The sequence below is a fragment of the Paenibacillus sp. 2TAB26 genome (genome assembly GCF_052115145.1).
In the GTDB taxonomy this organism is placed as follows: domain Bacteria; phylum Bacillota; class Bacilli; order Paenibacillales; family Paenibacillaceae; genus Pristimantibacillus.
Window position 1 is genome coordinate 125,158 of the sequence record NZ_JBFRGC010000023.1, and the last position, 25,261, is coordinate 150,418.

Annotated in this window: 25 protein-coding genes and 1 pseudogene; 2 read left to right on the top strand and 24 right to left on the bottom strand. The window is 42.9% G+C overall.

Annotated features, from left to right (window positions below; genetic code table 11):
- Positions 1–37: 37 nt before the first annotated feature.
- From AB4Z50_RS25095 to AB4Z50_RS25175, 17 genes and pseudogenes are all read right to left on the bottom strand, one after another.
- Positions 38–1,252, bottom strand: a complete 1,215-nt coding sequence (locus tag AB4Z50_RS25095; protein WP_441883257.1) for an MFS transporter — start codon at positions 1,250–1,252, stop codon at positions 38–40.
- Positions 1,242–2,180, bottom strand: coding sequence for a transketolase (locus tag AB4Z50_RS25100; RefSeq protein ID WP_441883259.1), 939 nt, complete (start codon positions 2,178–2,180; stop codon positions 1,242–1,244). The genes AB4Z50_RS25095 and AB4Z50_RS25100 overlap by 11 nt, the downstream gene beginning before the upstream one ends.
- Positions 2,177–2,977 (bottom strand): 1-deoxy-D-xylulose-5-phosphate synthase N-terminal domain-containing protein, encoded by an 801-nt coding sequence (locus AB4Z50_RS25105; protein WP_441883261.1) that lies wholly within the window; start codon positions 2,975–2,977, stop codon positions 2,177–2,179. The genes AB4Z50_RS25100 and AB4Z50_RS25105 overlap by 4 nt, the downstream gene beginning before the upstream one ends.
- Positions 2,978–4,825, bottom strand: a complete 1,848-nt coding sequence (locus tag AB4Z50_RS25110) for a M20/M25/M40 family metallo-hydrolase (RefSeq protein ID WP_441883263.1) — start codon at positions 4,823–4,825, stop codon at positions 2,978–2,980.
- The gene (gene argC / locus AB4Z50_RS25115) at positions 4,825–5,877 is read right to left on the bottom strand and encodes an N-acetyl-gamma-glutamyl-phosphate reductase (protein WP_441883265.1); all 1,053 of its coding nucleotides are present in this window, start codon (positions 5,875–5,877) and stop codon (positions 4,825–4,827) included. The genes AB4Z50_RS25110 and argC overlap by 1 nt, the downstream gene beginning before the upstream one ends.
- Positions 5,874–7,199: a DegT/DnrJ/EryC1/StrS aminotransferase family protein gene (locus tag AB4Z50_RS25120; protein ID WP_441883267.1), complete on the bottom strand. Its 1,326-nt coding sequence runs from the start codon at positions 7,197–7,199 to the stop codon at positions 5,874–5,876. Before AB4Z50_RS25120 ends, argC begins: the two co-directional genes overlap by 4 nt.
- Positions 7,196–7,855, bottom strand: coding sequence for a degT/DnrJ/EryC1/StrS aminotransferase (locus tag AB4Z50_RS25125; RefSeq protein WP_441883269.1), 660 nt, complete (start codon positions 7,853–7,855; stop codon positions 7,196–7,198). The genes AB4Z50_RS25120 and AB4Z50_RS25125 overlap by 4 nt, the downstream gene beginning before the upstream one ends.
- 20 nt (positions 7,856–7,875) lie before the next feature.
- Positions 7,876–8,772 (bottom strand): RimK family alpha-L-glutamate ligase, encoded by an 897-nt coding sequence (locus AB4Z50_RS25130; RefSeq protein ID WP_441883271.1) that lies wholly within the window; start codon positions 8,770–8,772, stop codon positions 7,876–7,878.
- Between the two features lie 9 nt (positions 8,773–8,781).
- A complete protein-coding gene (locus AB4Z50_RS25135) occupies positions 8,782–8,955 on the bottom strand; it encodes a lysine biosynthesis protein LysW (protein WP_076265982.1) in 174 nt (57 codons plus the stop codon).
- Positions 8,956–9,060: 105 nt separating this feature from the next.
- Positions 9,061–10,725, bottom strand: a complete 1,665-nt coding sequence (locus AB4Z50_RS25140) for an ABC transporter substrate-binding protein (RefSeq protein WP_441883273.1) — start codon at positions 10,723–10,725, stop codon at positions 9,061–9,063.
- A 64-nt stretch (positions 10,726–10,789) separates the two neighbouring features.
- A complete protein-coding gene (gene opp4C / locus AB4Z50_RS25145) occupies positions 10,790–11,713 on the bottom strand; it encodes an oligopeptide ABC transporter permease (protein ID WP_441883275.1) in 924 nt (307 codons plus the stop codon).
- 16 nt (positions 11,714–11,729) lie between these two features.
- Positions 11,730–12,680 (bottom strand): ABC transporter permease, encoded by a 951-nt coding sequence (locus tag AB4Z50_RS25150; RefSeq protein ID WP_441883277.1) that lies wholly within the window; start codon positions 12,678–12,680, stop codon positions 11,730–11,732.
- A 29-nt stretch (positions 12,681–12,709) separates the two neighbouring features.
- Positions 12,710–13,681, bottom strand: a complete 972-nt coding sequence (locus tag AB4Z50_RS25155; RefSeq protein ID WP_441883279.1) for an ABC transporter ATP-binding protein — start codon at positions 13,679–13,681, stop codon at positions 12,710–12,712.
- Entirely contained in the window at positions 13,678–14,643 is a 966-nt protein-coding gene (locus AB4Z50_RS25160; RefSeq protein WP_441883281.1) for an ABC transporter ATP-binding protein, read from the bottom strand. Before AB4Z50_RS25160 ends, AB4Z50_RS25155 begins: the two co-directional genes overlap by 4 nt.
- A 345-nt stretch (positions 14,644–14,988) precedes the next feature.
- A pseudogene (locus AB4Z50_RS25165) lies at positions 14,989–16,047 on the bottom strand (LLM class flavin-dependent oxidoreductase).
- A 22-nt stretch (positions 16,048–16,069) separates the two neighbouring features.
- Positions 16,070–17,011: a ring-cleaving dioxygenase gene (locus AB4Z50_RS25170; protein ID WP_441883283.1), complete on the bottom strand. Its 942-nt coding sequence runs from the start codon at positions 17,009–17,011 to the stop codon at positions 16,070–16,072.
- Positions 17,012–17,062: 51 nt separating this feature from the next.
- A complete protein-coding gene (locus AB4Z50_RS25175) occupies positions 17,063–17,506 on the bottom strand; it encodes a MarR family winged helix-turn-helix transcriptional regulator (RefSeq protein WP_441883285.1) in 444 nt (147 codons plus the stop codon).
- 380 nt (positions 17,507–17,886) lie between these two features.
- Here AB4Z50_RS25175 and AB4Z50_RS25180 point away from each other — a divergent pair, with 380 nt between their 5' ends.
- Positions 17,887–18,426 carry an NADPH-dependent FMN reductase gene (locus AB4Z50_RS25180; protein ID WP_076265973.1) on the top strand — a complete coding sequence of 180 codons (540 nt, stop codon included), beginning with the start codon at positions 17,887–17,889 and terminating at the stop codon, positions 18,424–18,426.
- A gap of 54 nt (positions 18,427–18,480) precedes the next feature.
- On the opposite strand, the gene cdaS is transcribed toward AB4Z50_RS25180, so the two are convergent.
- From cdaS to AB4Z50_RS25215, 7 genes are all read right to left on the bottom strand, one after another.
- Positions 18,481–19,110, bottom strand: a complete 630-nt coding sequence (gene cdaS, locus AB4Z50_RS25185) for a sporulation-specific diadenylate cyclase CdaS (protein WP_441883287.1) — start codon at positions 19,108–19,110, stop codon at positions 18,481–18,483.
- A 166-nt stretch (positions 19,111–19,276) separates the two neighbouring features.
- The gene (locus AB4Z50_RS25190) at positions 19,277–20,410 is read right to left on the bottom strand and encodes a WD40/YVTN/BNR-like repeat-containing protein (RefSeq protein ID WP_441883289.1); all 1,134 of its coding nucleotides are present in this window, start codon (positions 20,408–20,410) and stop codon (positions 19,277–19,279) included.
- A 94-nt stretch (positions 20,411–20,504) separates the two neighbouring features.
- Entirely contained in the window at positions 20,505–20,960 is a 456-nt protein-coding gene (locus AB4Z50_RS25195) for a DMT family transporter (RefSeq protein ID WP_441883291.1), read from the bottom strand.
- A 52-nt stretch (positions 20,961–21,012) separates the two neighbouring features.
- Entirely contained in the window at positions 21,013–21,711 is a 699-nt protein-coding gene (locus tag AB4Z50_RS25200) for a Crp/Fnr family transcriptional regulator (RefSeq protein WP_441883293.1), read from the bottom strand.
- Positions 21,712–21,765: 54 nt separating this feature from the next.
- A complete protein-coding gene (locus tag AB4Z50_RS25205; RefSeq protein WP_441883295.1) occupies positions 21,766–22,191 on the bottom strand; it encodes a DMT family transporter in 426 nt (141 codons plus the stop codon).
- 161 nt (positions 22,192–22,352) lie between these two features.
- Positions 22,353–23,129, bottom strand: a complete 777-nt coding sequence (locus AB4Z50_RS25210) for an IclR family transcriptional regulator (RefSeq protein WP_441883297.1) — start codon at positions 23,127–23,129, stop codon at positions 22,353–22,355.
- A 76-nt stretch (positions 23,130–23,205) separates the two neighbouring features.
- Positions 23,206–23,586 (bottom strand): GNAT family N-acetyltransferase, encoded by a 381-nt coding sequence (locus tag AB4Z50_RS25215; RefSeq protein ID WP_441883299.1) that lies wholly within the window; start codon positions 23,584–23,586, stop codon positions 23,206–23,208.
- A gap of 251 nt (positions 23,587–23,837) precedes the next feature.
- Between AB4Z50_RS25215 and AB4Z50_RS25220 the strand changes: the two genes are divergently transcribed.
- Positions 23,838–25,067 carry an MFS transporter gene (locus tag AB4Z50_RS25220; RefSeq protein WP_441883301.1) on the top strand — a complete coding sequence of 410 codons (1,230 nt, stop codon included), beginning with the start codon at positions 23,838–23,840 and terminating at the stop codon, positions 25,065–25,067.
- Positions 25,068–25,261: the final 194 nt, after the last annotated feature.

Genomic DNA, 25,261 nt, shown 5'->3' on the forward strand with positions numbered 1-25,261 from the left:
TTAATGGTTATGAAAGAAGTGGTTCGCAATGCAAAATTCAAGCTTCCAGTGTGCTTTTTTGTGTCGCTTTACTATTCATCACAAAGTACACAACAAATCCGATGAACATCAAGCCGCTCATACAGATAAAACCCGCGCCTGGAGAGAAACGATCAATGACAAGGCCAAGCCCTGTGGCGGACAAGGTCTGCAAGAGCAAGGAAATCGCCATCCAGACCGAAGTCGCTCGACCCATGTAGGATTTGGATACCGATTCCATCAGCGTCGTTGTCATCAAAATACGTAACGATGAGTTCGTTAATCCAATCAATACACTGCCAAAATACAAAAGCAGAATCAAATGGTTAAACGCTACAGCGAGCAAGCTCAGCACGGATATCATAAAAAATAATAGTATCGTTCCATGTTGTGATATTTTCTTAGCTAAGGGCGCTGCAATAAATCCAGACAATAATCCCCCAATGCCATAAAACATATCTGATAAACCGAATACAACGGAATCACCTTGCACCGTATTGCTCACATAGCCAGGAAGAACGACGTTGTAAATCATCGTAGAAACGAGTGGAATAATCGATACAATACCAAGCAAGAAAATAAATGGACGTTCCGCCAGATACGTTAGGCCATTCTTAAACGTTGCAAAAAAGGTCTCTTTATCATTTTCAAAAGGGATAGGTGTGTATTGAATTCGACTAAGGAAGAAGCTGCTCACGATAAAGGCGAGCGCATTTAGAAGAAGAATGATCTCAAAACCAACGAATTTGTACAACACTCCTGAAAGTGCACCAGCCATAAACATCCCTACTTGCAAGCTGATTTCAATTAAGGAGTTTCCATTAATGAGGTCCTTCTCCGATAGGATTTCTTGAACCAGGCTTCGAGAAGCCGTCATATACACGGTCCAGCCCATCCCGTTAATAATGGCAAAGGTATAAAGATATTCAATTCGGAATCCCGTCCATACAAAAGCACCTGTTATGATTAACAAGGCGATCGCTCGAATGCCATTGGCCCATAGGATAATCGTTTTTCGATTCCATTTATCGATTAGGGTGCCTACAAATGCGGAGATGAGAAAACCTGCAATAACATTTAAGGAAAGCATGAATCCTATGGCGGTAATCGAATTTGTCTGATCCATAAGATACCAGTTCGCACCAATCGTACTCATGCCTACGCCGAATCCGGAAATAATATCAGCGAGGGAATAATGGCGGAAGTTTCTTTGTTTTAGTACGCTAAAAACCATCCTTACCTCCTAGAATATTCTGGATTTGTTGTTGCAGTGGTTCAAACCCAAATCCTAAATAGTCTAGAACCTCAGCATGTGTACCGCCGTAGATCGGCCAGTTCTCACCGCAATGATGTGAATGAACTTGATGCTTAGGCAATAATAAGGCTAGATAGGACGCGATACTGCCGGTTGCTCGATGCTCCTCAACGACCAGAAATTGGTCAGCTAAACCGCTTAATGGTTGAATATAGGGTTTCAAGCTTTGAATGTCGACGTAACATAAATGCGCATGTACGATAGTGTCGTCCTCTTGAACGATCCGCATGCAAAGTTCTGTTGCTTGTTCACCCACGGAAATCAAGCATAGTTTGGATCGGGCAGTACGTGCGCCTCCTTCAATAATTAAGTTTCTGCAGCTCTCGTCCTCTGCTCGATCCAAGCTGTCAAAAGCATCATTTCTGGAAAGGCGAATATAATACGGCTCCTCTGATGCTGCTGCTTCACGTATCACTCTTCGTGTTTCCTGTTCGCCATGAGGGCAAGCGATCCGTATGTTTTGAAACGATTGGAGGACTGCGATGTCCTCCAGTGCATGATGTGTCGTTCCAAACCAACCACCAGATACCCCTCCATACGCAGCTACAACCTTCACATTTTTCCCCATATACCCCATCGTCAGCTTGATGCTTTCCGCTGCTCGCAATGCTGCAAAGGAAGCAAAGGTTGAGAAGAATGGCACATACCCTGCTTCAGCAAGACCGGCTGCCATATCAATGCCAGCTAATTCCGCAATGCCTAGATTAAAAAAACGCTGGGGATGCTGCTGCCCAAAAGGATGATTTTTGCCTCCTAGATCTGCTTCAATACATACAATTTGGTCGTTGCTGGAAGCAAGCGTAGTCAGCTCATCTTTATAGGCATCTCTACCTGACTTCTTGGTCATGATAAACTCACCTTCCATTTATGGGCGAGCTTCTCCGGGATTTTAACATAATGCGCTTCGGGGTTTCCTTCAATCGCTGCAACACCTTTTCCTTTTATCGTATTGGCCAGGACGGCTACCGGTTTATCTGGATCTGGTTCAATTGCGGCAAGGATTTCTTCGAAATGATGGCCGTTAATTTCCTTGACAGCAAAGCCAAACGCTTCAAATCTTTGCCGGAGATTGCAAAGCGGTGATATGTCATGCACATAACCATCGTTTTGGCCTCCGTTGCAATCGACGATATATACAAAATTAGTGATCGACTGGGCTTGGACAATCTGTGCGGTTTCCCAGCATAACCCTTCCTGCAGCTCCCCATCTCCACCGATCACAATCCCTAGTCCATTCGTTTGTTTCATTTTTTGCGCCAGTGACCAGCCTGCTGCGTAAGGAATGCCATGACCCAAACTGCCTGTAGCGAAGGGGATGCCTGACAGTTTATGATTAGGATGTCCTGTGAACAAAGAGCCTGCTTTTCCATAGCTATCCGCTGGGTTATCCTTGATAATTCCATATACATGAAGCGCGGCATATAATGCTGCTGCAGCATGCCCTTTGCTAAGAATGATGAGTGTATTGGGATCTTGCACATATTTCGAATATGCACCAATCAATAAGTCAATCGCAGAAAGACTTCCTCCGATATGGCATCCAGTAGACGAAGCAGCCATGTCAATAATCAATTTTCTCGCTTCTTTCGCTTTATCAACCAGCAGGGAAATTTCTTCCCTTTGAATATTGATTGCCAGCTCCATTTATTCCTCCAATCTCAGCCGAAACCATTCGTTTACGGCTTCCTTCAAAATTGTTCTGGTCTGCTCTACCTCACCGTAATGTAAATATTCATCATTCGTATGATCCAAGCTGGAATCCCCTGGACCATAAGCTACCATCGGGACGGAATCCCAAGTTGTGGCCAGCGTATTCATGTCGCTCGTTCCACGTTTTTTGATATAGTGAATCGATTTTCCCTGCTTTGCGAAACTGCGAACAAAAGCTTTGACTAAGGAGCCTGTGCGAGAGTTCGAAAATCCTGGTGTTGCACGCAAGATGTCAACATTCACATTTTCACCAAATGACAAATCAATTTTTTTCCAATAATCGCTGCCTGCCGCAGGTGATATTCTAAAGTTTAACGTCCCTTTTACCGTCAAAAACCCTCGTTCATTCTGATGCTCGATATCAATTAATGAGGATAAGGATTGTGGATCGATATCACGTACGAGAACACGAATATCTGATACGACACTGTACAATTCGTCGATAACGCTCTGGCTATCTTTGGCTGCGGTATGCTCCTGCGCGCGATGAATAGTAATTTCCAGTTTAAAGAGACCGTAATAACCGAGGGTTAAGCTCTCAACCCCGCTCGGCTCCCCAATAATAACCGCATCCGCTTTGTAATGATCTCGAATGAAATGAGCTCCTTTTGATGATGATATTTCTTCTTCGACAGCACCAATTACAAGTAAAGATCCCAGCTCTGGCACTTCAATTTCTTGCAGCATATGAATGAAATTTACAAAGCAGCCTTTAGCATCTACGATTCCCCTGCCCGTAATGCCATTGGAGTCGGATCGAACAGGCCAAACATGCGGAACCGTATCTATATGCCCTAATAAGAGCAGCGTATGGGGACCATTCCCTTTTCGGAAAACGATGTTCCCCGCGTGATCTATTTCCCCCGAAACCAAAGGCTGCTTTATCGTCTCTAATAAGTAGTGTGCAAGCACATGCTCATCTTGAGAGACCGAAGGAATACGCGCGACTTTATTCAATAAATCGAATGCGCCGAGCTCCCGATCCATGTTCCAAAACCACGTTTTGCCGGGCTCTTCCAGAGAATGAGGACCGGATATATTCACATCACAGACGCCCTGTCGGATTGCTAATTGGGCTGCGCGTACTTTTTGCTTCATGCGCCCTTTTACAAAGCTTAATTCATCATTCGTATAGACACTTTGTATCGTTGAATGTTTATCTTCAATATCTTCCAGTAGACCTGCAGTTCCAGTAACAAAGCGCAGGTGATGCGCTTCTAAGTCCACCGCTAAGTGAGCAGCAAGCACGTCTGCATCAATGTTTATGTACACATCCAGTTCTGGATCTAATATTGGTGGAGAAACACATACAACATCAAAGGCCTGTAAAGCAGATTTGAGAAATGCCACATGACTGCCCACAAAATGACCGAACAACGAATCACGGACAATAATTGATTTTTGATTCTTAATCACTTTAAGGGGCTTCGCTTTCTCGCCATAAACAAGACCTTGATCTCCACCAAGCTGTGAGTAGACAGTCAGACCGTATGCCTTCAGCTGTGTCTGTATAGTGGGCAAAATAATCTCATGATAGGCTGCACGGATAATCGGCATCTCTTCGGGTGAACAGTACCGCACTTCATCCCCTGACGGCAATGTAAGAAAAGGCATCGCACGAGGAATGGATTCATATTTTTGCTTGATGGCTTCGGCACCGCCTGCCACAAGCAGCACTTGATTTCCTCGCTTTACGATACGACTAATTTCTTCAAAAATGTGAGGATGGTTTACAATCGTACTGCTCCCGAGTTTAATTACATATAAGCTGCCGCTGCTCATCAGGGCCACGCTCCCTCAAATTCAAATGTCAATCCCGCCTCCTCAGAGTATCCAAAATAGTTGTTTGCTGCCTGTATGGCTTGCCCCGCAGCTCCTTTAATTAAATTATCGATGGTTGCGATGGAAACACAATTACGTCCATCCACATAAGCACCGATTTCTGCATAGTTTGTTCCTACCACTGTTTTGATCATAGGTGAACCATTGCCCGAGTTAAAATAATGAAGAAAGGGTTTGGATGAATACGTGCTGTAGAATGCTTTTTTAACATCTACCTCTGTTACATGCTCTTTGAGCAAGGAATACGAGGTTGTCATAATTCCTCGGGGAAGATCAAGACTATAGACCGAAAACTGCAAATCTACCAATTGATTCAAATGATAGGATAATGCATGCACAACTTCGGGCTGATGTCGATGACCATGAACTTTATAAGCTCTGAAGTTATGTGAGCGCTCCGCATGATGTTCTGTTGTTGATTTTCCGCCGCCGCTGGAGCCCGTCTTGGCATCAGTGATTACACGTCCTTCAATTAAGCCATGCGCCACAAGCGGATAAAGTGTATACAGCGTCGCCACCGCCATGCAGCCCGGAAGATTGACTACTTTTGCTTCAAGATTAATTTTGCTGAACTCTGGAATATAGTAGTGCCATCCGCCTTCGAATGCATGTTTTAATGTTTCTGGATAATGTTGATGTAATATATCGGGGTCGGATATACGATAATCCCCGCTTAGATTAAAGATATAGTCTGTATACTCTGCAACATGCTGGATGATCTTAGGCAAGGAGCCTGTGGGCAAACAGGAGAAAACCGCATCGTAATGACCGTCTAATTCGGATATTTTGTTGAACTTTAGCGAGCTGAGCTTTTTCTTATGAATAGAACCAATATAGAACTTATCCACCGGGTATCCCGCCTTTGATTCAGAGGACACAAACTGAACTTCAAAATGCGGATGCTTATTTAACAGCCTGTATAACTCAGCGCCAGTGAACCCGCTGCCGCCTAGAATGGCTACTCGTTTCTTTTGTTGTTCTGTTGTACTCATCCTAATCTAGCGTCTCTTTCATACAGCACTTTAAGATCGCTGCCTCGCTCTACCAGTTCACGAATCATATGCGGGTTCGCATCAATTTTTTTGAAAGCTAAGGCGTAAGCTTGAATTCGCTCATATTCTATAGGCGTTCTTAATTCTCTGCATATCGTTAAGCTGTTTCTAAGCATCTTCAATGTTTCAGGGAAATGGTTCAAATCGTAACCAAAATCTTGACGGTCCGATAAGGTAAACGGATAACCATTTCCAAAGCCTTTTCGATTTTTGAACGGCAGATGACCAGGTATCGGTACATTTTGCCACTCTCTAGCAAATACGCCTTCAGAATTAATGAGCTGCTGAACGGCATCTTTTACAAGATAATCCTCCAAGTCCTCAAGCCCAAGTCGCTCGGGTGAGAGCTTAACACGATACATGTTATAGCTGTGCTTATACCCATCTGGTACGAATGGACCGCTAAACAGCTTTGTCTCTGAAAGCTCTTTCGTTAAATAAGCTGCATTCCGTGCTCGAATGGCATCATAATAAGGGAGGCGGGAAAGCTGGCTCAAACCAAAAGCAGCTGCAATCCACGACATGCGGTAATCAATGCCTGATGAATCAAGGAACGCGAGTGCGCGCTCATAATCCTCTTTTTCTTTGAAAAAAGCGATGCCTCCTTCCCCGCCTACAGGAAAGTTTTTGTCGGCCATTAAGCTTTGTCCTGCACTGTCTCCGATCGAACCGGCGAGTTGTTGATCGATCGATGCGGAATGCGCATGGGAGGCATCCTCTACAAGGCGAAGCGAATACTTGTTAGTCAGATGTCTCAATGCAGGTAAATCAGCAGGCAGGCCATGTACATGCACGGGCATGATTGCCTTTGTCTTGTTCGTTATGGCTTGCTCTGCTTTTAGAGGATCCAAGCAATAGGTTATAGGGTCAATGTCCACAAAAATGGGGATCGCTTTCGCTGCAACAACGGCTTGAGCGGTTGCTATGAATGTGAATGCAGGAACGATCACCTCATCCCCGGGCTGTACACCTGCCCCAACTAATGCGAGGTGCAGGCTGGATGTACCGCTCGCTGTAGCAATCGCATAATTCGCCCCTACATAATTGCGGTACGTTTCTTTGAACTCATCGACAACTTGCTCTCCATCCTGCTGGATGGAGATAAGCATTTGGATGACATCTTCCTTCGTAATGATTGGGAAATTCGTCTTCCTTACATCCTCTGGAATAATCGATGGTCCTCCCAGAAAGGCTAAAGGCGCTTGAACCCAATCATCCGAAGGCAGCTCTAACGGCTTGCGAATAAAATCCGACTTCATCATGATTGGTTCCTCCTTAAGAGTGTTAACTTCACACATGCTGCTACGAGCGGGCTAAGCCTATAGTTGAACTGCAAGGCTGGCTGCAGGTCAGGTTCACTTTCTTCCTGTGTCCACATCGTTTGTAAATCAAAGGCACCAAAAATCTTCAAGCGTTCTGCTTTTTTCCAAATGTTCTCATCATTTACGGCGATGGCAGCTACCGGACCAAAGCCTAATCCCGTAAAATCCAAAACGAGAACGGGAGCGCGGTCGCTGGCTTTAAAAATGATCTGATCCAACTGATGAAGATTTTCCCAATTAATCTCAACGGTCGCATAAGCCTGCTTTACGTGTGGATCTGAAATGAGTGTGATTCCTAACCAATGAATAAACTTTTTTTCCTGCTCACTTGGATGCTCCAGTCGTGTAGAGGTATGGTAGCCTAAGTCCTGTCCCCACAGCGCACCGTGAATCGCACCCGTGTAACTATTAAACAAAGAGACATATTTCTTGTTGGTCAGCTTGGCTATCCCTTTCTCCAATCCTTTTAATTCAAAATCATTTTTTTCAATGCTCATAATGACGCCTGAATTTAATACTCTCGATAATACAAAAGACAATGAAAAATAGTTTTCTTTTTGGATGACAGCTTCGGGTTTCGTTAACGTTTCTCTCATTTCCTATTTAACCTCCCTATTTACCGAGATATAACTATTAAGTTGGCCTTGTTTTTTCGTTCAATCGCAGCTTTTACATATTGTGCAATAAGGTAGGCCACATCGACACCATGAATTTTCCAGGACTTTGCGAATTCCGGGTTTTGATTCACTTCACAAACGACATACCGTTGCTGCTTGTAATCAAAAAACAAGTCCGCACCATAAATGCCTTCGCCCAAAACCTCAATTATTTGTCTGCAAATGGATGCCATTTCATCATTAATTTCTAGAGGATCAATTTCCGCGCCTAGATGCGTATTCGTTTTCCAATTGTCTGCCGAAACCCGGCGGAACGCAGCAATCGGTTTGCTGCCTACGATGACAACACGGATATCAAAATCACCTTTTTCCACATATTCTTGCACTAATACAGGGAACGATTGATGCCCAGGGTCTACAGATTCCCTTGCAGCTATCCAGCCGTCTAAGCATTCTTTGCCGGTGATTCTAGCTATTCCCCTTCCCCAAGATGAGGTTGCCGGCTTAATGACACATAAATCTCCAAATGTCTGCAAAGCTTGGAAGAGCTTCTCTGGCGTAAAAGCTACTTTATATTGGGGCTGGGGAATGCCATGTTTTTGAAACACAATCGCTTGATGTATTTTATTTGTACAAATCGTAATTGCTTTGACCGAATTCAACGTTTCAAGACCGGCTAATTCAAGCAGATGGGCTCGATTCAACGCGTTTTTCTGTGAGAGACAACGAATGAGAGCAATTCCGAAGGAATGAACATCAGTCTCACCTAATGGTAAGTCCATGGAATCCAAGTTCACCTGCACTTGTACGCCTAAAGCTCGAAGATGATCGATAATTCGTTGTTCTTCTTCCCGCAACTTTGTAACACATAATAAAATCGCACGATTCTGTTCCATGTTCGGTTCCTACTCTCCCCAAGTTTCTTCTATTTCTGGAGCTAGAGCGATGCTTACAAGATTGGATTCGACTTGTACTTCATGCTCTTGACCGCATGAACCACATTCCAAAATTTCACCCGTCGTTACACTCTCTTCCACCTCGATATCCGACTTGCATACAAGACAATTCAAATCTGCCATTTTCCTTGCACCTCCTAAAGTTTTAAAAACATATATAAATGGAATAAATTCCGTAAAACCGAGAAATAACTTCATGGCATGCAGCTTTTTTAAAACTGTGTGCTGCTATTTCGTTTCTATATCCCACTGGTTTACATTATTGAACGTACCTAGATTAAGCGGTTTTCCAACGAGAACGTTTTTTGATACGACCTGCAAACGTTTCTCGGAATAAACAGCTAAAGTGGCAACCTCATCATGCAGTACCTCTTGCAATTGGTTATAAATCTCGTGACGTTTTTCCTCAATAATTTCTTGTTCACCCTTTTTAATCAGCTCATCGACTAATGGATTCTTAAATCGAATCACACTTTCGGGATCATCACTTTTATAGGTTGTAAAATAGAGGCTAGGTTCGATATAGTAATCTCTTGTGAATATGGTAATGTCATGCTCGCCCTTCTCCACTTTATCGATTAACGTTGGAAAATCGAATTTCTGAACGTCTACTTTAATCCCAACAGATTCTAAGTTTTGCACGAGAATATCAGCAGCCTGCTCACGAACTTTATTCCCAACTGGAATAATAAATGTAATGGTACGTTTGGGATCCCAGTTCGCTTCTTTTAAAAGCTCTTTTGCTTTTTCAGGATTGTAATCATAATTGGCAATATTTTTATTAAAGTAAGGATGCGAGCTTGGGATGCCTCCATCAATAATTTCGGCCTGCCCTTTGAGCAGCTGCTCCACGATGAGCGGACGGTTCAACGCATAGGCGATCGCTTGGCGCACTTTTTTATCAGGCAGCTTCTCCGTATTGAAGAATATTTCTGCTGGCTCAGAGGCTGGAGCAGAGGTTACATTTACATTCTCAAAGCCCTTCACCTTATCATAATCCGTAATCGGTACAAGCCCGACCGGCAAAGAATTCATTTGAATTTCTCCCGTCTGCAGCTGCGCTACAAGATTTGCCGCGGGAAGCACCTTAATGAATATCGTGTCTATCTTAGGTACATCGAGGTAGTAATTTTCATTTTTTGTCACCTCGACAAATTGCCCCTGCTCATAATTCGCAAACTTATAGGGACCAATGGTGACTAATGGTTTCTGGAAATACTCGTTCGTTGAAAGCTGCTCTGGATTGGCATCTTTCAGAATATGCTCGGGCAAGAAATTAACTTTAACACCGAAACGTTCATTAAATACGAGCGGATCGATCGGTGTTTTTGTTTTGATCTCGAAGGTCGTTGGATCGATAATTTTTAATCCGGATAGCTCTGTTTTCCCTTCATCCAGTTTCCCAATATCATTTAAGCCTTCGATAAAATCCAGCTTGAAGGATGATTCTACTTTGGCATGAAGGGCAAGCTTTAAGGTGAAAGCCACATCTGCCGTTGTAAAAGGGGTGCCATCGTTCCATTTGGCATTCGCTTTAAGCTTGATACGGTAAGTTTGCTTATCCTGCGTCTCGATAGATTCCGCCAGCTTCGGTATAAATTGTGCGGTATCCGTTACATCGAGCAAAGAATCATTAAGTAAATTAATAGGGGCAAGCGACGCCGAGCTTCCTTGCGTATTGATTTGATTTAAAGTAACAGGAGCATTAACGATACCAATGTATAAGGTTTTTTTTGCTTTGGCTTCGTTGGTTGTTGACTTAACAGAAACATCCTCCTTGGCTGGTTCTGCTGTTGCTTCGATCTTCCCCTGCTTCGTTTCACTGCAAGCCGATAGGAAAATCATTAAGATGGTTAATAATATGAATCCTGGTACTTGAAACCTTGTTTTCATTTGTTTCTCTCCTTTTGTTTTATTGCTTTATCTATTTAAATAATTAAATAGCAGATTCATGTACTTAGGCTCTTGCATCAAACGCATCACGAAGACCGTCCCCTACAAAGTTAATCGCAAGAACTGTAATGAGAATAACGATGCCAGCGGGTACCCATAACCATTGCTGCTCAGTTAAAACCGTTAGCGATTGTGCATCGTGCAGCATATTGCCAAGGCTCGCCTGAGGGGATTTGACCCCCATCCCAAGAAAACTAAGTCCAGCTTCACTAAGAATCGTGCTGGCAACGCCAAACGTTGCATTCACAATGATTGGCCCCATTACATTTGGCAAAATATGCTTCATGAGTATTCGCGGGGTGTTGTATCCAAGCGCAACGCCGGCGCGGACAAAATCCATTTGTTTCATGGATAATACGCTTCCCCTGACAAGCATTGCTATCGTTGGCCATTTGAACAGTGCGAGAACAAGGATGATCGTGGATGCACTTGCACCAAGCACGCTCACGATGACCAATACGACCATCATGTATGGAAAACTTAAGAAAACATCAGTCAAACGCATAAGTGCCATATCCAGCCATTTGCCATAGTAACCAGCAATTAGCCCAATGAATGTTCCGGATGTTACGTACAAAGCAACTGTAAAAAAACCAATCATTAAGGATACCCGTGTTCCAAAAATCAGCCGGCTTAATACATCACGCCCTACTTGATCGGTGCCTAACCAGTGTGTAAGCGAGGGATGGGCTGAGAACGCATCTGTAATTTCATTAGGCTTACTCGGAGCAAGCCACGGCGCAAAAAGCGCGATACTAAGCAGCAGCAAGGTAGTTGCAAGTCCCCATACCGCCAGCTTGTGCTTGATAAACTTACGTCTCACTAATTGGGCATGACTCTCCATTACATCCATTGACAGTTCGTCTTCATCGCTTTGATCTGAGGGAAAAGCATCTTTCCTCATCAATGGCATTTCACTAACGGACATTTCCAATCCCCTCCAATCAGCTGTATTTAATGCGTGGATCGACCATTGAATAAACGATGTCGGTCAACAAATTCGTGAAAAGTATAACGCAAGCAGCAATCAGATTAATGCCCATTAAAGTTGGATAGTCCCGTGAGAGAATGGCTTCCATCGTTAATTGCCCGATACCCGGCCATTGAAATACTTGCTCAATAATAATGCTGCCGCCTAATACCAAAGGAATTTCTGCACCAATAACGGTTATGATTGGGATTAAGGCATTGCGAAGCGCATGCTTATTCGTAACCAGAAATTCACTAAGGCCTTTCGCTCGGGCTGTACGCAGATAATCCTGATGGAGTACATCGAGCATACTGGCGCGAACATACCGAACCTTTTTACCAGCAATCGTAATACCAAGTACCATGACAGGAAGAATCATATGCATCAGGATATCTCCGAAGCTTCCAGAGCCTCCTAACGTTGACATTCCCCCTGTTGGAAGCCACTTCAGCTTAATTCCAACCAAATAAATGAATCCAAGGCCTAGGAAAAAGGGAGGAATCGAGGTGCCTAGAAAGGATAATCCTGTCATGACATAATCCAATTTTGAATTCTGTTTGACAGCACTGATCACCCCTACGGGTACGGCAATCAATATCCCAACCAGCATCGATGCTGCAGCCAGCAGCAAGGTAGGTCCGATTCGGGCGCCAATCAGCTGTGATACAGGGGCGAAGCTGCTAAATGAATAGCCTAGTTCTCCTCTAAAAAAACCGCCCAGCCATTTTACATACTGTATATATAATGGATCGTTCAGTCCAAGCAGCTCTTTTTTAATCTCTAGCAGCTCTTTCGGGATATTAGGATTAATTAACATATCCACGGGATTCCCGGGAGCCATATTCATGATGAGAAAATTAAGCAATGTGATACCAAGAAATACTGGTATGGAAATCAGCAGCCTTCGAACGATATAATGGCCCATCGATGCCTTCTCCTTTCCTAGCCTTTGTGCTATGCAAGCGGATAGTGGCATGCAACAGAGTGATGCTCTTCCGTAATCACCGGTTCTGCTGTTCGGCACAGCTCTTGCACATAAGGACAACGAGTATGAAATCGACAACCAGATGGAGGCTCAGCTGGGCTAGGCACATCTCCTTGAATGATGTGACTCTTCGTTGTTCGAAGCGTTGGGTCCGGCGGAGGATACGCATTTAATAGAAGCTGCGTATACGGGTGCTTCGGCTTGCGGAATAGCTCTTCTGTAGGTGCCAATTCTACGATTTTTCCCAAGTACATGACGGCGATTCTTGTACTGATCTGTTTAACTGCTCCAATGCCATGGGCGATAAATAAATACGTCAGCTTCAACTCATTTTGCAGATCCTGCAAAAGATTTAAAATTTGTGCTTGGATGGAGACATCAAGCGCTGATACTGGCTCATCGCATACAATCAATTTGGGTTTGAATGAAATGGCTCTAGCGATTCCGATCCTCTGGCGCTGCCCACCGGAAAATTCATGAGGATATCGATTGGCAACCGAACGCGGCAATCCAACTAATTGAAGCAGGTTATCAACCTCACGCTGCACCTCAATGCGCTTCACCAGCTTATGAACAATTAATGGCTCAGCAAGCGTATCGTATATTCGAAGCTTTGGATTTAAGGAAGCATAAGGGTCCTGAAAAATCATCTGCATTCGTGTCCGCAGCGGTTTTAACTGTCGCTGAGAGGAAAATATAATATTCTGATTTTCAAAAAGAATACGTCCAGCTTGCGGATTCTCAAGTCGAATGATTGAACGACCAATCGTCGACTTGCCGCATCCCGATTCGCCAACTAAACCGACGGTTTCCCCTTCATACATCGTTAGGCTCACATCATCAACCGCCTTGATATGGCTGACTTGATTCGAAAACACGCCACTACGTATGGGGTAATACATTTTTAACCGTTCGATTTGCAATAGTGTGTTGAGGCTCATAATCTAACCGCCTGAGTATGTTCTTCATTCGATACGTTTGGAAGGTCCATCAGCCAGCAGCGTACATGATGTCCCTGTCCATTCGTCGTAAGATCAGGCTGTTCTTGCTGGCATCGTGCGATTGTATGTGGACAGCGTGGGTGAAAGTGGCATCCTGCAGGCATCTTCTGGAAAGAGGGAACTGAACCTGGAATCGTCTGCAGCCGCTCCCTGTTGACTTGATCGAGTCGGAGGGTTGATTTCATTAAGCCTTGCGTATACGGATGCTTTGGTGCTCGAAAGAGAGTGAAAACGTCAGCTGATTCGACGACTTGCCCCGCATACATGACGACCACCGTATCCGCCATTTCAGCTACAACTCCTAAATCATGCGTAACTAGCAAGATAGCAGCACCGCTTTCTGCCTGCAGCTGCTTCATCAATGCAAGGATTTGTGCTTGAATCGTAACATCGAGTGCAGTCGTTGGCTCATCGGCAATGAGCAGCTTGGGCTGGCATGCCAGCGCCATTGCAATCATTACCCGTTGTCTCATGCCTCCTGAAAGTGCGTGAGGGTATTCCTTTATAATCGATTCAGCTCTAGGAATACCTACTTTCCTTAACAAATCTACTGCTAAGCGCTTCGCTTCCTTTCGAGACAGGTTCAAATGCTGGCGAATCGTTTCTTCAATCTGCTCTCCGATGGAGAAGACTGGATTTAGAGAGGTCATCGGCTCTTGAAAAATCATCGCGATTTCGCTGCCTCGAAGCTTACGAAGCTGAGCTTGCGAGCAGCTGATTAGAGATGAGCCGTTGAACTTGATTTCTCCTTGACGAACTGAACCATTAGCTCCGAGCAATCCCATGATGGAAAGGGATGTTACACTCTTTCCACAACCGGATTCGCCAACAATAGCGATGGTTTCCCCATGTTCAAGTGTGAAGCTCACATCATCTACAGCGATCACTTCTCCTTGATCCATCCGAAATACCACCTGTAATCGATCAACTTCTAATAGCTGCCCTATTGCATTCACCAACTTTTTATCATTTGGTATACGTACTTTACAAGTAATCCATATAATTCCTATGTGTTTTATTAACTTTAACTAACCCTAGCATACAGAATTTTGAAAAGTTTGAATAATAGAATAATTCTATATATAAATAGAAAATTGTTCCAATCCATACATAAATAGATACGGAAGCTCGTTATGACTCGCTATTTAGCGGGGTTATTAGGATGATCTGGAACATAAAAAAGTGCCGCAATAAATCGTCGCGGCACTTTTTATAAGTTAAATGATGAAATTGATTTTGATTCCAATTTAGTTTTTAGCGGTATGTTTCTTAATTGCGGGCATAATTTCAGTAGCGATAAGTTCTATATTTTTTGCAATTTTATCAAACGGAACACCGCCAAAATCAATTTGAGCCATAAAACGCTGATGTCCATATAATTCATATTGGTAAAGCATTTTTTCAATGATTTGCTGCGGGCTGCCCACCATTAAAGCATCACGATGATCGGTCGACTGAGCAAACTGCTGTTTTGGATATCCGCCTCCACGCAGTGCTTGCATTCCAGCGTTTAGATGTGGATAGTACTCACGTAAAGCGTCTTGTGTCGTCTCCGCCATATAAAATAAACTAGTCGTTGCTATAGGTAGAGCTGCAGGATCAAAACCTTTGCTAAGTGCAGCTTCACGATAAGCATCTACCGAAATTTTAAAGTTGCTTGCTGGACCTCCAAGCGTCGTCAGCATCATCGGTATTCCGGCATTTCCTGCTTTAATAGCACTTGCAGGAGGTCCGCCTACTGCTCTCCAAATGGGCATATGTCCATTTTTGGGCTGCGGCAAAATCGTTGCTTGCTTAAGAGCTGGTCTAAACTGACCTTCTCATGTTATCATTTCTTCATTGTTTAATTTCATTAGAAGCTCTAGTTTTTCTTCAAATAGTTCTTCATAATCCCGAACATCATAGCCAAGCAAACTATACGCCCCGACGCGAGAGCCCCGTCCTGCCACAATTTCCGCACGTCCCTTGGAAATTAAATCGATCGTTGCAAAATCTTCGTATACGCGAACAGGATCAGATGTACTTAGCACTGTTGCTGAGCTGGCAATCTTAATGTTTTTTGTGGCCTGAGCGATAGCTCCTAAAATCACGGTATGGGCTTGTGTTGTAAAAAATGTTTGATGGCTTTCCCCTAAAGCAAATACATCTATTCCTGCCTCATCTGCCAGCTTGCTTGCATCAATGAGCTCTTGAATACGCTGTTCAGCACTTATCATTGTGCCCGTATGCGGGTTAGGCAAATGATCCCCAATGGAATACAATCCGAATTCTAAGCCTTTATTTTTATCGATTCGATATTTTTCCATGCGTACTCTCCCCTTTTGCGTATTAATTCAGCGGTACTAATTTTGCTTCAATATCCGCCCGTCTGGCTTCTAAAAATGGCGGTAAATCCAATGCTTTACCTAGCTCTGCGACGGATGAATCTTTCGTAAACCCAGGCCCATCCGTCGCTATTTCAAACAAAATGCCATTTGATTCTCGGAAATATAAGCTTTGAAAATAATAACGATCCACAATGCCGGAGGAGTGGAAGCCGCGTTTTTTTACGACCTCATCCCAATAACGCAGCTCTTCTTCATTTTTAACACGGATCGCTAAATGATGAATGCTTCCTCTTCCAGGCTTCTCGATTGCTCCATCTGCTTGTTTGATCAAAATTTCTCCATAGGAACGGCCAGCAACAGACTGATAAATCGCTTCATTATCCGAGCGAGATACTTCGAAATAACCAAACATGCTCGTCAATGTATCGGCTATACGTTCTAAAGAACGAACAGTTATTTCGACAGTTCCCATGCCAAGAATGCGATGATTATGCAAGGCGACTGATTCTTCCCATGCTGCCCATTTCTCAGGAACCTCCTCAACGTTATTGTTTAGTAGAACCATTCGCAAACCTTCTGTATCTTCAAAATGGAGCGCATCTCGCCCCGCATATTTTGTAATTTCGCCGTGTTCAACCTTTAATATTTCAAAACGTTTTTTCCAATAGGCCAAACTTTCTATGGAAGGCACGAGCAAACCAATTTGTGTTATCGCGTTTGTGCCGCGCACAGTTCTACCTGCATTTGTCATTTCAAAGAAGGATAGCTCCGTTCCCGCACTGCCCGTTAAATCACCGTAAAATAAATGATACATCGATGGATCGTCTTGATTGACCGTCTTCTTCACTCTGCGCAGTCCTAGTACTTCTTGATAAAAATGATTATTAATTTTTGCGTTTTTTGTAATCATCGAAATATGATGATGTCCAGGAATGGTATACATAATTGTTCCTCCTCTATTTAACTTGACTAGTCAATTGATATTGCAAAAAAATTACTCTGACGGCAATTTCTTTTTTTGGCTATGTTTATGGATGCGAGTCATCAATGAGTATAGTGTTTTTTGTTCGTCCTCATTTAATACATCTTCAAAAAATGAAGTTTGAAAAGCAAGCTGGCTCGGCATTGCGATATCCAATATGGCTTCGGCCTTTTCTGTTAAACTAATCGTTTTGGTTTTCCAGTCTTGCTTGCGCACAATATAACCTTCGTTCTCAAGTCGTACGAGCATGCGAGATATGCCGCCTTGCGTAACCGTTACTTTCTCGGCCAGTACCATTTGAGTTAGAGGCTGATAGACACGAATTTGCATGAGTACATCAAATTGAGCAGTCGTTAAATCAAATTGTTTTAAAAATTCATTTGACATCTGGTTGCTCTGATTCGTAAACCGCATCAGCCGAAGCCAAATTAACGAACCTAACGTATTATTCTGCATTTCGTTCCCCCTCTCAATCACTATGCCATCACTTTACTACTCAATTGATAAAATGGCAAGTGTGAATGTTTAAGTTTAAAAAGCTACAATTAATGGAAAGATTAATGCACTTAATTAATTATAGTTACTTGACAAAGAAATTTATATTCGCTATTATTATCTCATATTAAAGATACTCAACGTAAAGAAAGTTGGCGTATTTTTATTATCCATCTTTCGTTAAGAATAACCCTTCCTTGTTTAAGAAATACTGATCATTAACTATTTGTTATTCTAAGGACGGTTCTTGTTCTAAAGCTTTACAACATGATTTGGCAGTGTCTGCAAAAGGTTTTCTAGACAAATGATTTGGTAGAACAACTATTGAGGAGGAAAAAACAGTGTCAAAATTAAATATCGGTATTATTTTAGGAAGTACTCGTCAAGGTCGTCTTAGCCCGCAAGTTGGTGAATGGGTGAAGAAAATCGCTGATCAACGCGGAGATGCTAATTATGAAATCGTTGATATCGCGGATTTCAAGCTCCCGCTCTTGGGAGAAAGCGATGCTACTGAGCAAGCAACAGCTTGGAATACTAAGCTTGCAAGCTTGGATGGATTCGTATTTATCGTACAAGAATACAACCACAGTATTTCAGCATCACTAAAAAATGCGCTTGATTATGCTCGTGACGCATGGAACGATAAAGCAGCAGGTATCGTAAGTTACGGTTCCGTAGGCGGTGCTCGTGCAGCTGAGCATTTACGTGGAATTTTGGGCGAATTGTCTGTAGCTGACGTTCGTGTACATCCTGCATTGTCACTCTTCACTGATTTTGAGAACGGTTCTGTTTTCAAACCAGCTGATCTTCATCTTACTAATTTGAACGGTATGTTAGATCAAGTACTCGCTTGGAGCGGTGCATTGAAAACATTGCGTTAATACTCACTATCAACTACCACCTCTTTATGAAGAGGTGGTTTTTCTTTGTGTCGATTAATGGAGCAGATCATTGCCCGGTGAAAAGGGATATAAATTCCCTTCCAAGCTGAAGGAAGCTTGTCCGGTTTCTTCTGATACGATGATAACAAGCGCATCACTTAATTCTGATAAACCAAGACCGGCACGATGTCTAGTTCCAAGCTTCTTCTGCTCGCTGTCTCTTTGCGTTAATGGCAGGACATTGCCAGCAGATATAATTTTATCATTTTGGATTAAGACTGCGCCGTCATGGAGCGGACCGCCAGGGGTGAAAATAGATTCTATTAACGAATGCGTCAGCATGGCAGAAATTAATACGCCATGAGTAATATACCTATCGATTGAATCTGATCTTTGCACGACGAGAAGCGCCCCATGGCGCCGTTTCGACAAATGGGATATTGCATGGGACAGCTCGTCATATTTAGCGGTATAAGGTGCAAGATAACATTTTAAATAAAAGGTTGTTGCAATCGATTCCGTTTCAATAACTTGTTCTTTCATAGAATGGAACTCGTTTAGCAAGCAATTGCCAGCATCATGATCCAAATTCTTTATCAAAGATTCAAGGGATTCACGCAAATGTAAAAGCTTACTTTTCACTTCAACTTTCATTGGAGAGAAATCACATTTTATTTCATCCATACGTCCACCCCACTCTAGTGACTGCCTCTAACTGAAGTCGAATACTTCCTTTATTTTGCTTAGCCCCTCTTTTTTTATACATAATGGCTGATGGCAACAAAAAGACTGGCCCTATAATAGGAACCAGTCTTCTTAAAGTTCTTGTCAGTATATCTGCGATTGGAGCTTACTGATTGTTTTCAGGAATGCTTAATTTTTTGGACCATGTTTTGCCGCCATCGGTTGTTCTGTATACAGCAGCATTAGATAGGCTTGTATCGGCCATCCAGCCTAGCTCCTTGCTTGTAAATGAAATGACGTTTTCTCCCCCTGCGATTGGTTTAAGATTATTCCACGATTTTCCTGAATCAATCGAACGACCAACGCCAATGACTCCAGCAGCTGGAGAGTAACCTCCGAGTATCGCAGCTCCATCAACAAGCTCCATATTGCTAGGGTGTCCGCCAGGCGCAGCCGGTCCTTCCTTAACAAGTCCTGCAGCACCGCCCGGTGCTGGTCCGCCGCCTGCTGTTTCCTGGCTAATTACTTTCCTCCAGCTTGAACCATTATCTGCAGAGGCATAAAGGGAATAAGATTGCTGGGACATCCCTACTCCACCGTAAAATTGTGCCCATATTTGATTTCCCTTTGTGTAAAGCTTACCGCCTATGCTCTCCTCTGATTTAACTGTTAGTTTCGTGGACCAGTTCGTACCACCATCTGTGGTTTTTGATAGTCGATAGCCAAATCCAGGTACTACGATAAGTGACCATCCATGCTTCACATCTGTAAATTCTGCATAGCGGTTATTGGGAGGAGTAGAGATTTTGGTCCATGTTTTCCCGCCATTTGATGTTTTATAGGCAAAAGCCTTCGTATAACCGAAGCCATTTGAAGCATCCACAAAATGAATTCGTTCAAGCGCGAGCGGACCGGTTACTATTTTGGTGAACGTTTTTCCGCCATCCTTGGTGTGAATAAGGGCATTCGTTCCGGAAGCAGAAGATTTCGCCAATGCCCATCCGGTTGTGTTGGAAATGAAATCAAGCTGTGTAAATTGCCACGTACCCTTATAGATCGGTTGCCATGTTGAGCCGGCATCAGAAGTTCCAATGAGAAATCCATTGCCAGCAGCGCGTCCGGTTGTTCCGTTCAAAAATTGAATATCACTGAAATGGTATGCGGTATCCCCTGCTGGTGTTCCGCTGAAAAGATTCTTTGCTGTTGTGCTGCCTGCTGCTTGCGTTATCGGTGCGATTGCTGTAAGGCCAATCATCAGTGCTGCTGATACAAGACCGTACTTAAGTTTAGCTTTGATCATGTTTTTCCTCCTCCTGCTGCTAAGTTAGTATTAGAGCCTTTATAGAAGAAAATACCCTGATTTGATCAAATTGAATCGTAAAAGTTATTGGTCGTTATGCTGTAGCTTTCTTACGAGCACCGCTTATTTTAAATACAATGATGCCACAGACGATTACAAGGACACCTAACCCTTTATTCGTTGTGAAAGCTACTTTTTCGATACCTAGCCACCCTTGCGAGTCCCACAATAAAGCTGTTCCCAGTTGTGCGGTTAGAACGATAGAGATGGCATACGTCGGACCAAGCCGCCTAATGCCTTGTACCAGACAAGTAACAACGCCTACACCGATTAGACCGCTGAACCAGTACCATGGCTTCATATTTTGTAATGCAAATAACTGTTCGCCTTCGAATACGAATCCGATAACAAATGAGGCAAGGAAGCCCATGCCTAATACTAACGCAGTAGTTGTCCATGTATTTATTCGTTCATTGACTTTGCTATTGAATATATTTTGCAAACTGACCAAACAACCAGTGAGAACTGCAAATATAAGTCCAATCATCATGTTTTCTACTCTCCCATTGGCTTATTGTTTTGAAATAGCTCATGATATTGTTTTACTCATAAATATTTTGTCTGGCGAGTGCGTGTAGTCCATCCTTGTTTTTAACAAGAATGCCTCCATTTTTCCGCTCAATTAATCCCTTTGCACAAAATTGCTGGACAACCCGATTGAGATGTCTATAGCTCGTTCCGATCAAGTTAGCCGTATCCTTTAAGCTGATTGTTTTCCGCTGCCCTTTAATTAGATATTCTGAATCATCATAGGAGACGGACAATAGATAGCTCGCCAATCGAACCTCCACAGGATGCAAAATATTGAAGCTTAATGCGTTTGAATTTTTTAAAAATTTCCGAGCTATAATTTTCAATAAAAATTGCAGCAGCGATGAATGATCTTTGCCGTATTTATTCAACCACTGATGATGAATCCCAATCATGTATACAGTCGACACGGCTTCGACCGTGTTGATAATGTCAATGTCTTGCACATATTCAATATCCCCTACTACATCAAGGGAGGTTTTGAAAGTAAGAATAAGTGTTTTCCCATCTTTCGAGGTTGTGTAAATCTTTATTTTTCCTTGGACGAGGAAATAGAGATATTTTGAAGATTGACCTTGGGAACAAATAAGTTCCTCATGATCAAAGCAAAATAGTGACAAATGGGGCACCAGTTGTTCCCCGAATGTTGTTTCCAATTTATGCGTTTGTAAAAAATGGTGGAGCTGCTCGCGATCTTTAATTTCTTGCATCTGTACGAATCACCTCCAGAGGAATACGGTTAAGGGCTTGGTATATTTTAACTATTATAACCGCAATATAACCACCCCAGCTATCATCATCCCAATACCGATGAATTGAGGCAGCCTCATCTTCTGCTTTGCAACCCCAAACCATCCTTGACTATCGACGATAAAAGCCAGGCTTAACTGGGCAATCAGCATGGCAGATATGCTAAGTGTAACGCCAATTTGTTGAATAGCAGTGACATTGCTGAAGATGATAATAGCTGCAAAGGAACCGCCGATTAGATATAAGGGTTTTACTTGTTTAAAACCGGACCACTGTTTATCCCTGACGAATAACAGAATAATCAAGGATGCTATGAAGCCGGTTAACTGGGTAATCGTTGCGGTTTGCCAAGTGCCGATATCTTGACTAATTCTTGAATTAGCAACACCTTGTAGTGTAATTAAGACCCCGCCTAAAAATGCGAAAATGCTCCCTTTCATATCATTGCTCTCCTCCATATCAATCTTTCCATCATTAAACGATACATTTCAAGGTTTAGGAAAGGACATATGTCCTAAATCAATGTATAGCAGTTTTTTGCATAAAAAAAGAACGAACGCTCGATCACTGTTCGTTCAATTTATTCGTTTGGGATAGCCTCCTACTCGCTCCAACGTATCTTATTGCGGAACCCCAGTTCTTTGGAGATGAGATCCGCATACTTTTTTGCTTGCTGACCGTAGCTCTCGATTTTACTTGGCGTAAAGCGTATCGCGGGACCAGCTACATTCAGTGATCCAATAACGGTATTATCATAAGAAAAGATGGGAGCCCCGATGCCAGTTGTTCCATCCGTTGCTTCTCCTGATGTGATGGCATAACCTCGGGAGCGAATGATCTCTAGATCAGTCTGAATCATTTCTTTGGATAATGGAATCAGCGACGGTACTGTTGTCCAATCCACACCCTGCAATATAGCTTCCTGCATCGTGGATGGCAAATGAGCAAGAATAGCGCGATTAGATGCTCCTATATATAGTGGCAGCCTAAGTCCGATAGGTTCGGAAATTTTCAAAATTTGCGGTGAATCGATGGAATCAATATAGACGCCTTCTTGGTTCTCTCTTGTAGCCAAATAGATCGTTTCTTTCGTTTTTTGTGATAGTTCGACCATGAATGGTCTAGCCAGTGACCTGAACATTAGACTGTCCCACATCAAAAAACCGTATTTCATAATGGAAAGTCCTAATTTATATTTTTTCGATTTTTTATCTTGAGCAACAAATCCATGTTCGGATAAAGAATGAAGAATCCGATGCGCGCTTTGTACAGGCATGTCGAGTTCCCTGCTGATTTCTGTTGCACTCATTTCTTTCTCGCTGCCATGCGGTACAAGCAGATCCAATATGTGAATAGCTTTGGAAATGACCCCGGACATTTGCTGCACCTCCGATTAGGAATTGATGTTATATTGCTTAACATGATTTTAGCATATAGATCTTAGCAACGAAATATTACTCCGTTGATTCCTCATGATTATGTAGAAGAATTGATAGATTCATGATGTTATCCGAGTCGATTCCCTCATCGGCAAAGCCCACCTTTTTAAAGCATCGGATGCTCGCTATATTTTCAACTTCAATACCTGCTGTAATGATCTGTACGGCATCTAATTCCTTTCTATTCTGCAGCAACTCCAGCATTCTTTTTCCGTAACCCCTATTTCGAAGGCTTGGATTGGTTAATAAACTTACAGAAGCAGTATGGTCGGGATAAATTTCAACACTGATTTGACCAACGGGTATTTCTTGCTCATAAACTATCCAAGCATAACAATTAGAGCTTTTATTAACGAACTTATACCAGCGTTTTAATGGCAATTTGCCGCTAACCATTTATAAACTTCTGCATCTTTAAACCAGTCTTCTAATACATACAAGTTGGGCTGTTCCAGCTCCCTAAACTCCATTGTGCTTCATCTCCTATTTTTAATTTATTCATTTATACTAAACGGCTCTCATGAAGGTTTCTATTTTTTTATATCCAAAAAGGCGAAATGATAGTATGGTTTCCTTCTCTTTTTATTCTTCTTTTTCGAAAGTATAATCATTTGCAACAGTACGAGAATGAGGAGAGAAATCACATCATGAAGCGCATAAAGCAATTTGCAGAGCCCGCTGCTCCAACCTTTATTCATTTATGGCGGCATCCAGGATTCCTTATCCTGTTTCTAACAGGTGGAATTATCGCCTTTGGCAACAAAATTTATGAGCTGGCGCTGCCGCTTATTTTGTACGAATTGAGCCACTCTGCGGTGAAAATGTCAACGATGCGCGCCATCGAGTTTCTTCCAAACCTGCTGCTTGCCATGTTTATCGGTGTACTGGTTGACCGCGTGCACAAGAAAAGCTGGTCATTATGGGCCATAGGACTGCAAATCTGCGTTCTTCTAGGTCTATATGCAGTCATTTCCTACGGCAATCCACCCATCTTTGTGCTTTATGTAAGCGGCTTTTTGCTCATGCTGTTTGGTTATGCATTTAATAATGCCCGTGTTGGAATTGTGAAGCATTCACTCCCTGCGGAAATGCTGACACCGGCTAACGCTTCCTTCAACTTTATGTCAACCTTGGTTGGCATTATGGGTCCTGCTGTAACAGGGCTGCTGCTCATGCTTCCTGTGCTGTATGATGCCTTATTCATTACTGCGTTTTTGTTCTCTATTGCATTTGTTTTGCTGATATTCTTACGCAGCGATGAGCCGCCTAATGCTCAGCAAGATGGTTTCTGGCGTGAGCTTCGAGCAGGTTGGGCTGAATTTCGCTCTAATAAATTATTATGGCAGTTGACGATCGCTGTAATTTTTTTGAACGCGACGTCAGGCATGGTGGATACAACGATCATTTTCTACGCCAAGGATGCACTCAGACTGAATAATGTAGAGCTAGGTACCGTGTTGGCAGCAGCAGGTGTAGGTGGGCTGCTTGGCAGTCTACTTATTAGCAGGCTTCGACGCACCTATTCTGTTGGTGTCTTGGTCACGATCACCACGCTCTGTGTTGCGTTATCTTATTTACTGATGGCTTTATCGCAATCCAGTATGATGTTAAGCTTCAGCCTGCTGATTAATGGATGTTTTGAGATGATCAGCACTATTTGTATATGGACATTTAGACAGGAATCTACACCACATCAGCTAATCGGACGTATCAGTGGCATAACTGGCTCATTATTCAAGCTTGCTATGCCGATTATGATTGTTTCTGCGGGTTGGATCTCTGAGTTCGCGCACCCTACAGTAGTATTTTGGCTAGCTGCTCTAGGAAACCTAATTATCTTCAGCTATTGTAGATTTAGCTCATTATGGAGTAAATGATGGATGGATGGATGGTCAGCGTATTAAGCAGCGCCTAATCTCAATAAAAAACACGTACCTCAGATCTGAAAAGCTTGGGACTGACCCCTTAGCGTGAGACAAATTAAAACACCTTCAAGAAAATGCAACCATGTCGTAAGATATGGAGACAACCTTGGAGGTGTTTTTACGTTGGCAACAAGAGTAAGTTACCC

Bases quoted from the DNA above. Each gene is read 5' to 3' on its own strand.
- AB4Z50_RS25110 (WP_441883263.1), bottom strand. From the start codon at position 4,825: ATGAGCAGCGGCAGCTTATATGTAATTAAACTCGGGAGCAGTACGATT.
- AB4Z50_RS25160 (WP_441883281.1), bottom strand. From the start codon at position 14,643: ATGGATCAAGGAGAAGTGATCGCTGTAGATGATGTGAGCTTCACACTT.
- AB4Z50_RS25125 (WP_441883269.1), bottom strand. From the start codon at position 7,855: ATGAGAGAAACGTTAACGAAACCCGAAGCTGTCATCCAAAAAGAAAAC.
- AB4Z50_RS25140 (WP_441883273.1), bottom strand. From the start codon at position 10,725: ATGAAAACAAGGTTTCAAGTACCAGGATTCATATTATTAACCATCTTA.
- cdaS (WP_441883287.1), bottom strand. From the start codon at position 19,110: ATGGATGAAATAAAATGTGATTTCTCTCCAATGAAAGTTGAAGTGAAA.
- AB4Z50_RS25150 (WP_441883277.1), bottom strand. From the start codon at position 12,680: ATGGGCCATTATATCGTTCGAAGGCTGCTGATTTCCATACCAGTATTT.
- AB4Z50_RS25095 (WP_441883257.1), bottom strand. From the start codon at position 1,252: ATGGTTTTTAGCGTACTAAAACAAAGAAACTTCCGCCATTATTCCCTC.
- AB4Z50_RS25130 (WP_441883271.1), bottom strand. From the start codon at position 8,772: ATGGAACAGAATCGTGCGATTTTATTATGTGTTACAAAGTTGCGGGAA.
- argC (WP_441883265.1), bottom strand. From the start codon at position 5,877: ATGAGTACAACAGAACAACAAAAGAAACGAGTAGCCATTCTAGGCGGC.
- AB4Z50_RS25205 (WP_441883295.1), bottom strand. From the start codon at position 22,191: ATGAAAGGGAGCATTTTCGCATTTTTAGGCGGGGTCTTAATTACACTA.
- AB4Z50_RS25170 (WP_441883283.1), bottom strand. From the start codon at position 17,011: ATGTATACCATTCCTGGACATCATCATATTTCGATGATTACAAAAAAC.
- AB4Z50_RS25215 (WP_441883299.1), bottom strand. From the start codon at position 23,586: ATGGTTAGCGGCAAATTGCCATTAAAACGCTGGTATAAGTTCGTTAAT.
- AB4Z50_RS25175 (WP_441883285.1), bottom strand. From the start codon at position 17,506: ATGCAGAATAATACGTTAGGTTCGTTAATTTGGCTTCGGCTGATGCGG.
- AB4Z50_RS25210 (WP_441883297.1), bottom strand. From the start codon at position 23,129: ATGTCCGGGGTCATTTCCAAAGCTATTCACATATTGGATCTGCTTGTA.
- AB4Z50_RS25200 (WP_441883293.1), bottom strand. From the start codon at position 21,711: ATGCAAGAAATTAAAGATCGCGAGCAGCTCCACCATTTTTTACAAACG.
- AB4Z50_RS25195 (WP_441883291.1), bottom strand. From the start codon at position 20,960: ATGATGATTGGACTTATATTTGCAGTTCTCACTGGTTGTTTGGTCAGT.
- AB4Z50_RS25120 (WP_441883267.1), bottom strand. From the start codon at position 7,199: ATGATGAAGTCGGATTTTATTCGCAAGCCGTTAGAGCTGCCTTCGGAT.
- AB4Z50_RS25220 (WP_441883301.1), top strand. From the start codon at position 23,838: ATGAAGCGCATAAAGCAATTTGCAGAGCCCGCTGCTCCAACCTTTATT.
- AB4Z50_RS25105 (WP_441883261.1), bottom strand. From the start codon at position 2,977: ATGGAGCTGGCAATCAATATTCAAAGGGAAGAAATTTCCCTGCTGGTT.
- AB4Z50_RS25100 (WP_441883259.1), bottom strand. From the start codon at position 2,180: ATGACCAAGAAGTCAGGTAGAGATGCCTATAAAGATGAGCTGACTACG.
- AB4Z50_RS25190 (WP_441883289.1), bottom strand. From the start codon at position 20,410: ATGATCAAAGCTAAACTTAAGTACGGTCTTGTATCAGCAGCACTGATG.
- AB4Z50_RS25135 (WP_076265982.1), bottom strand. From the start codon at position 8,955: ATGGCAGATTTGAATTGTCTTGTATGCAAGTCGGATATCGAGGTGGAA.
- AB4Z50_RS25155 (WP_441883279.1), bottom strand. From the start codon at position 13,681: ATGAGCCTCAACACACTATTGCAAATCGAACGGTTAAAAATGTATTAC.
- opp4C (WP_441883275.1), bottom strand. From the start codon at position 11,713: ATGTCCGTTAGTGAAATGCCATTGATGAGGAAAGATGCTTTTCCCTCA.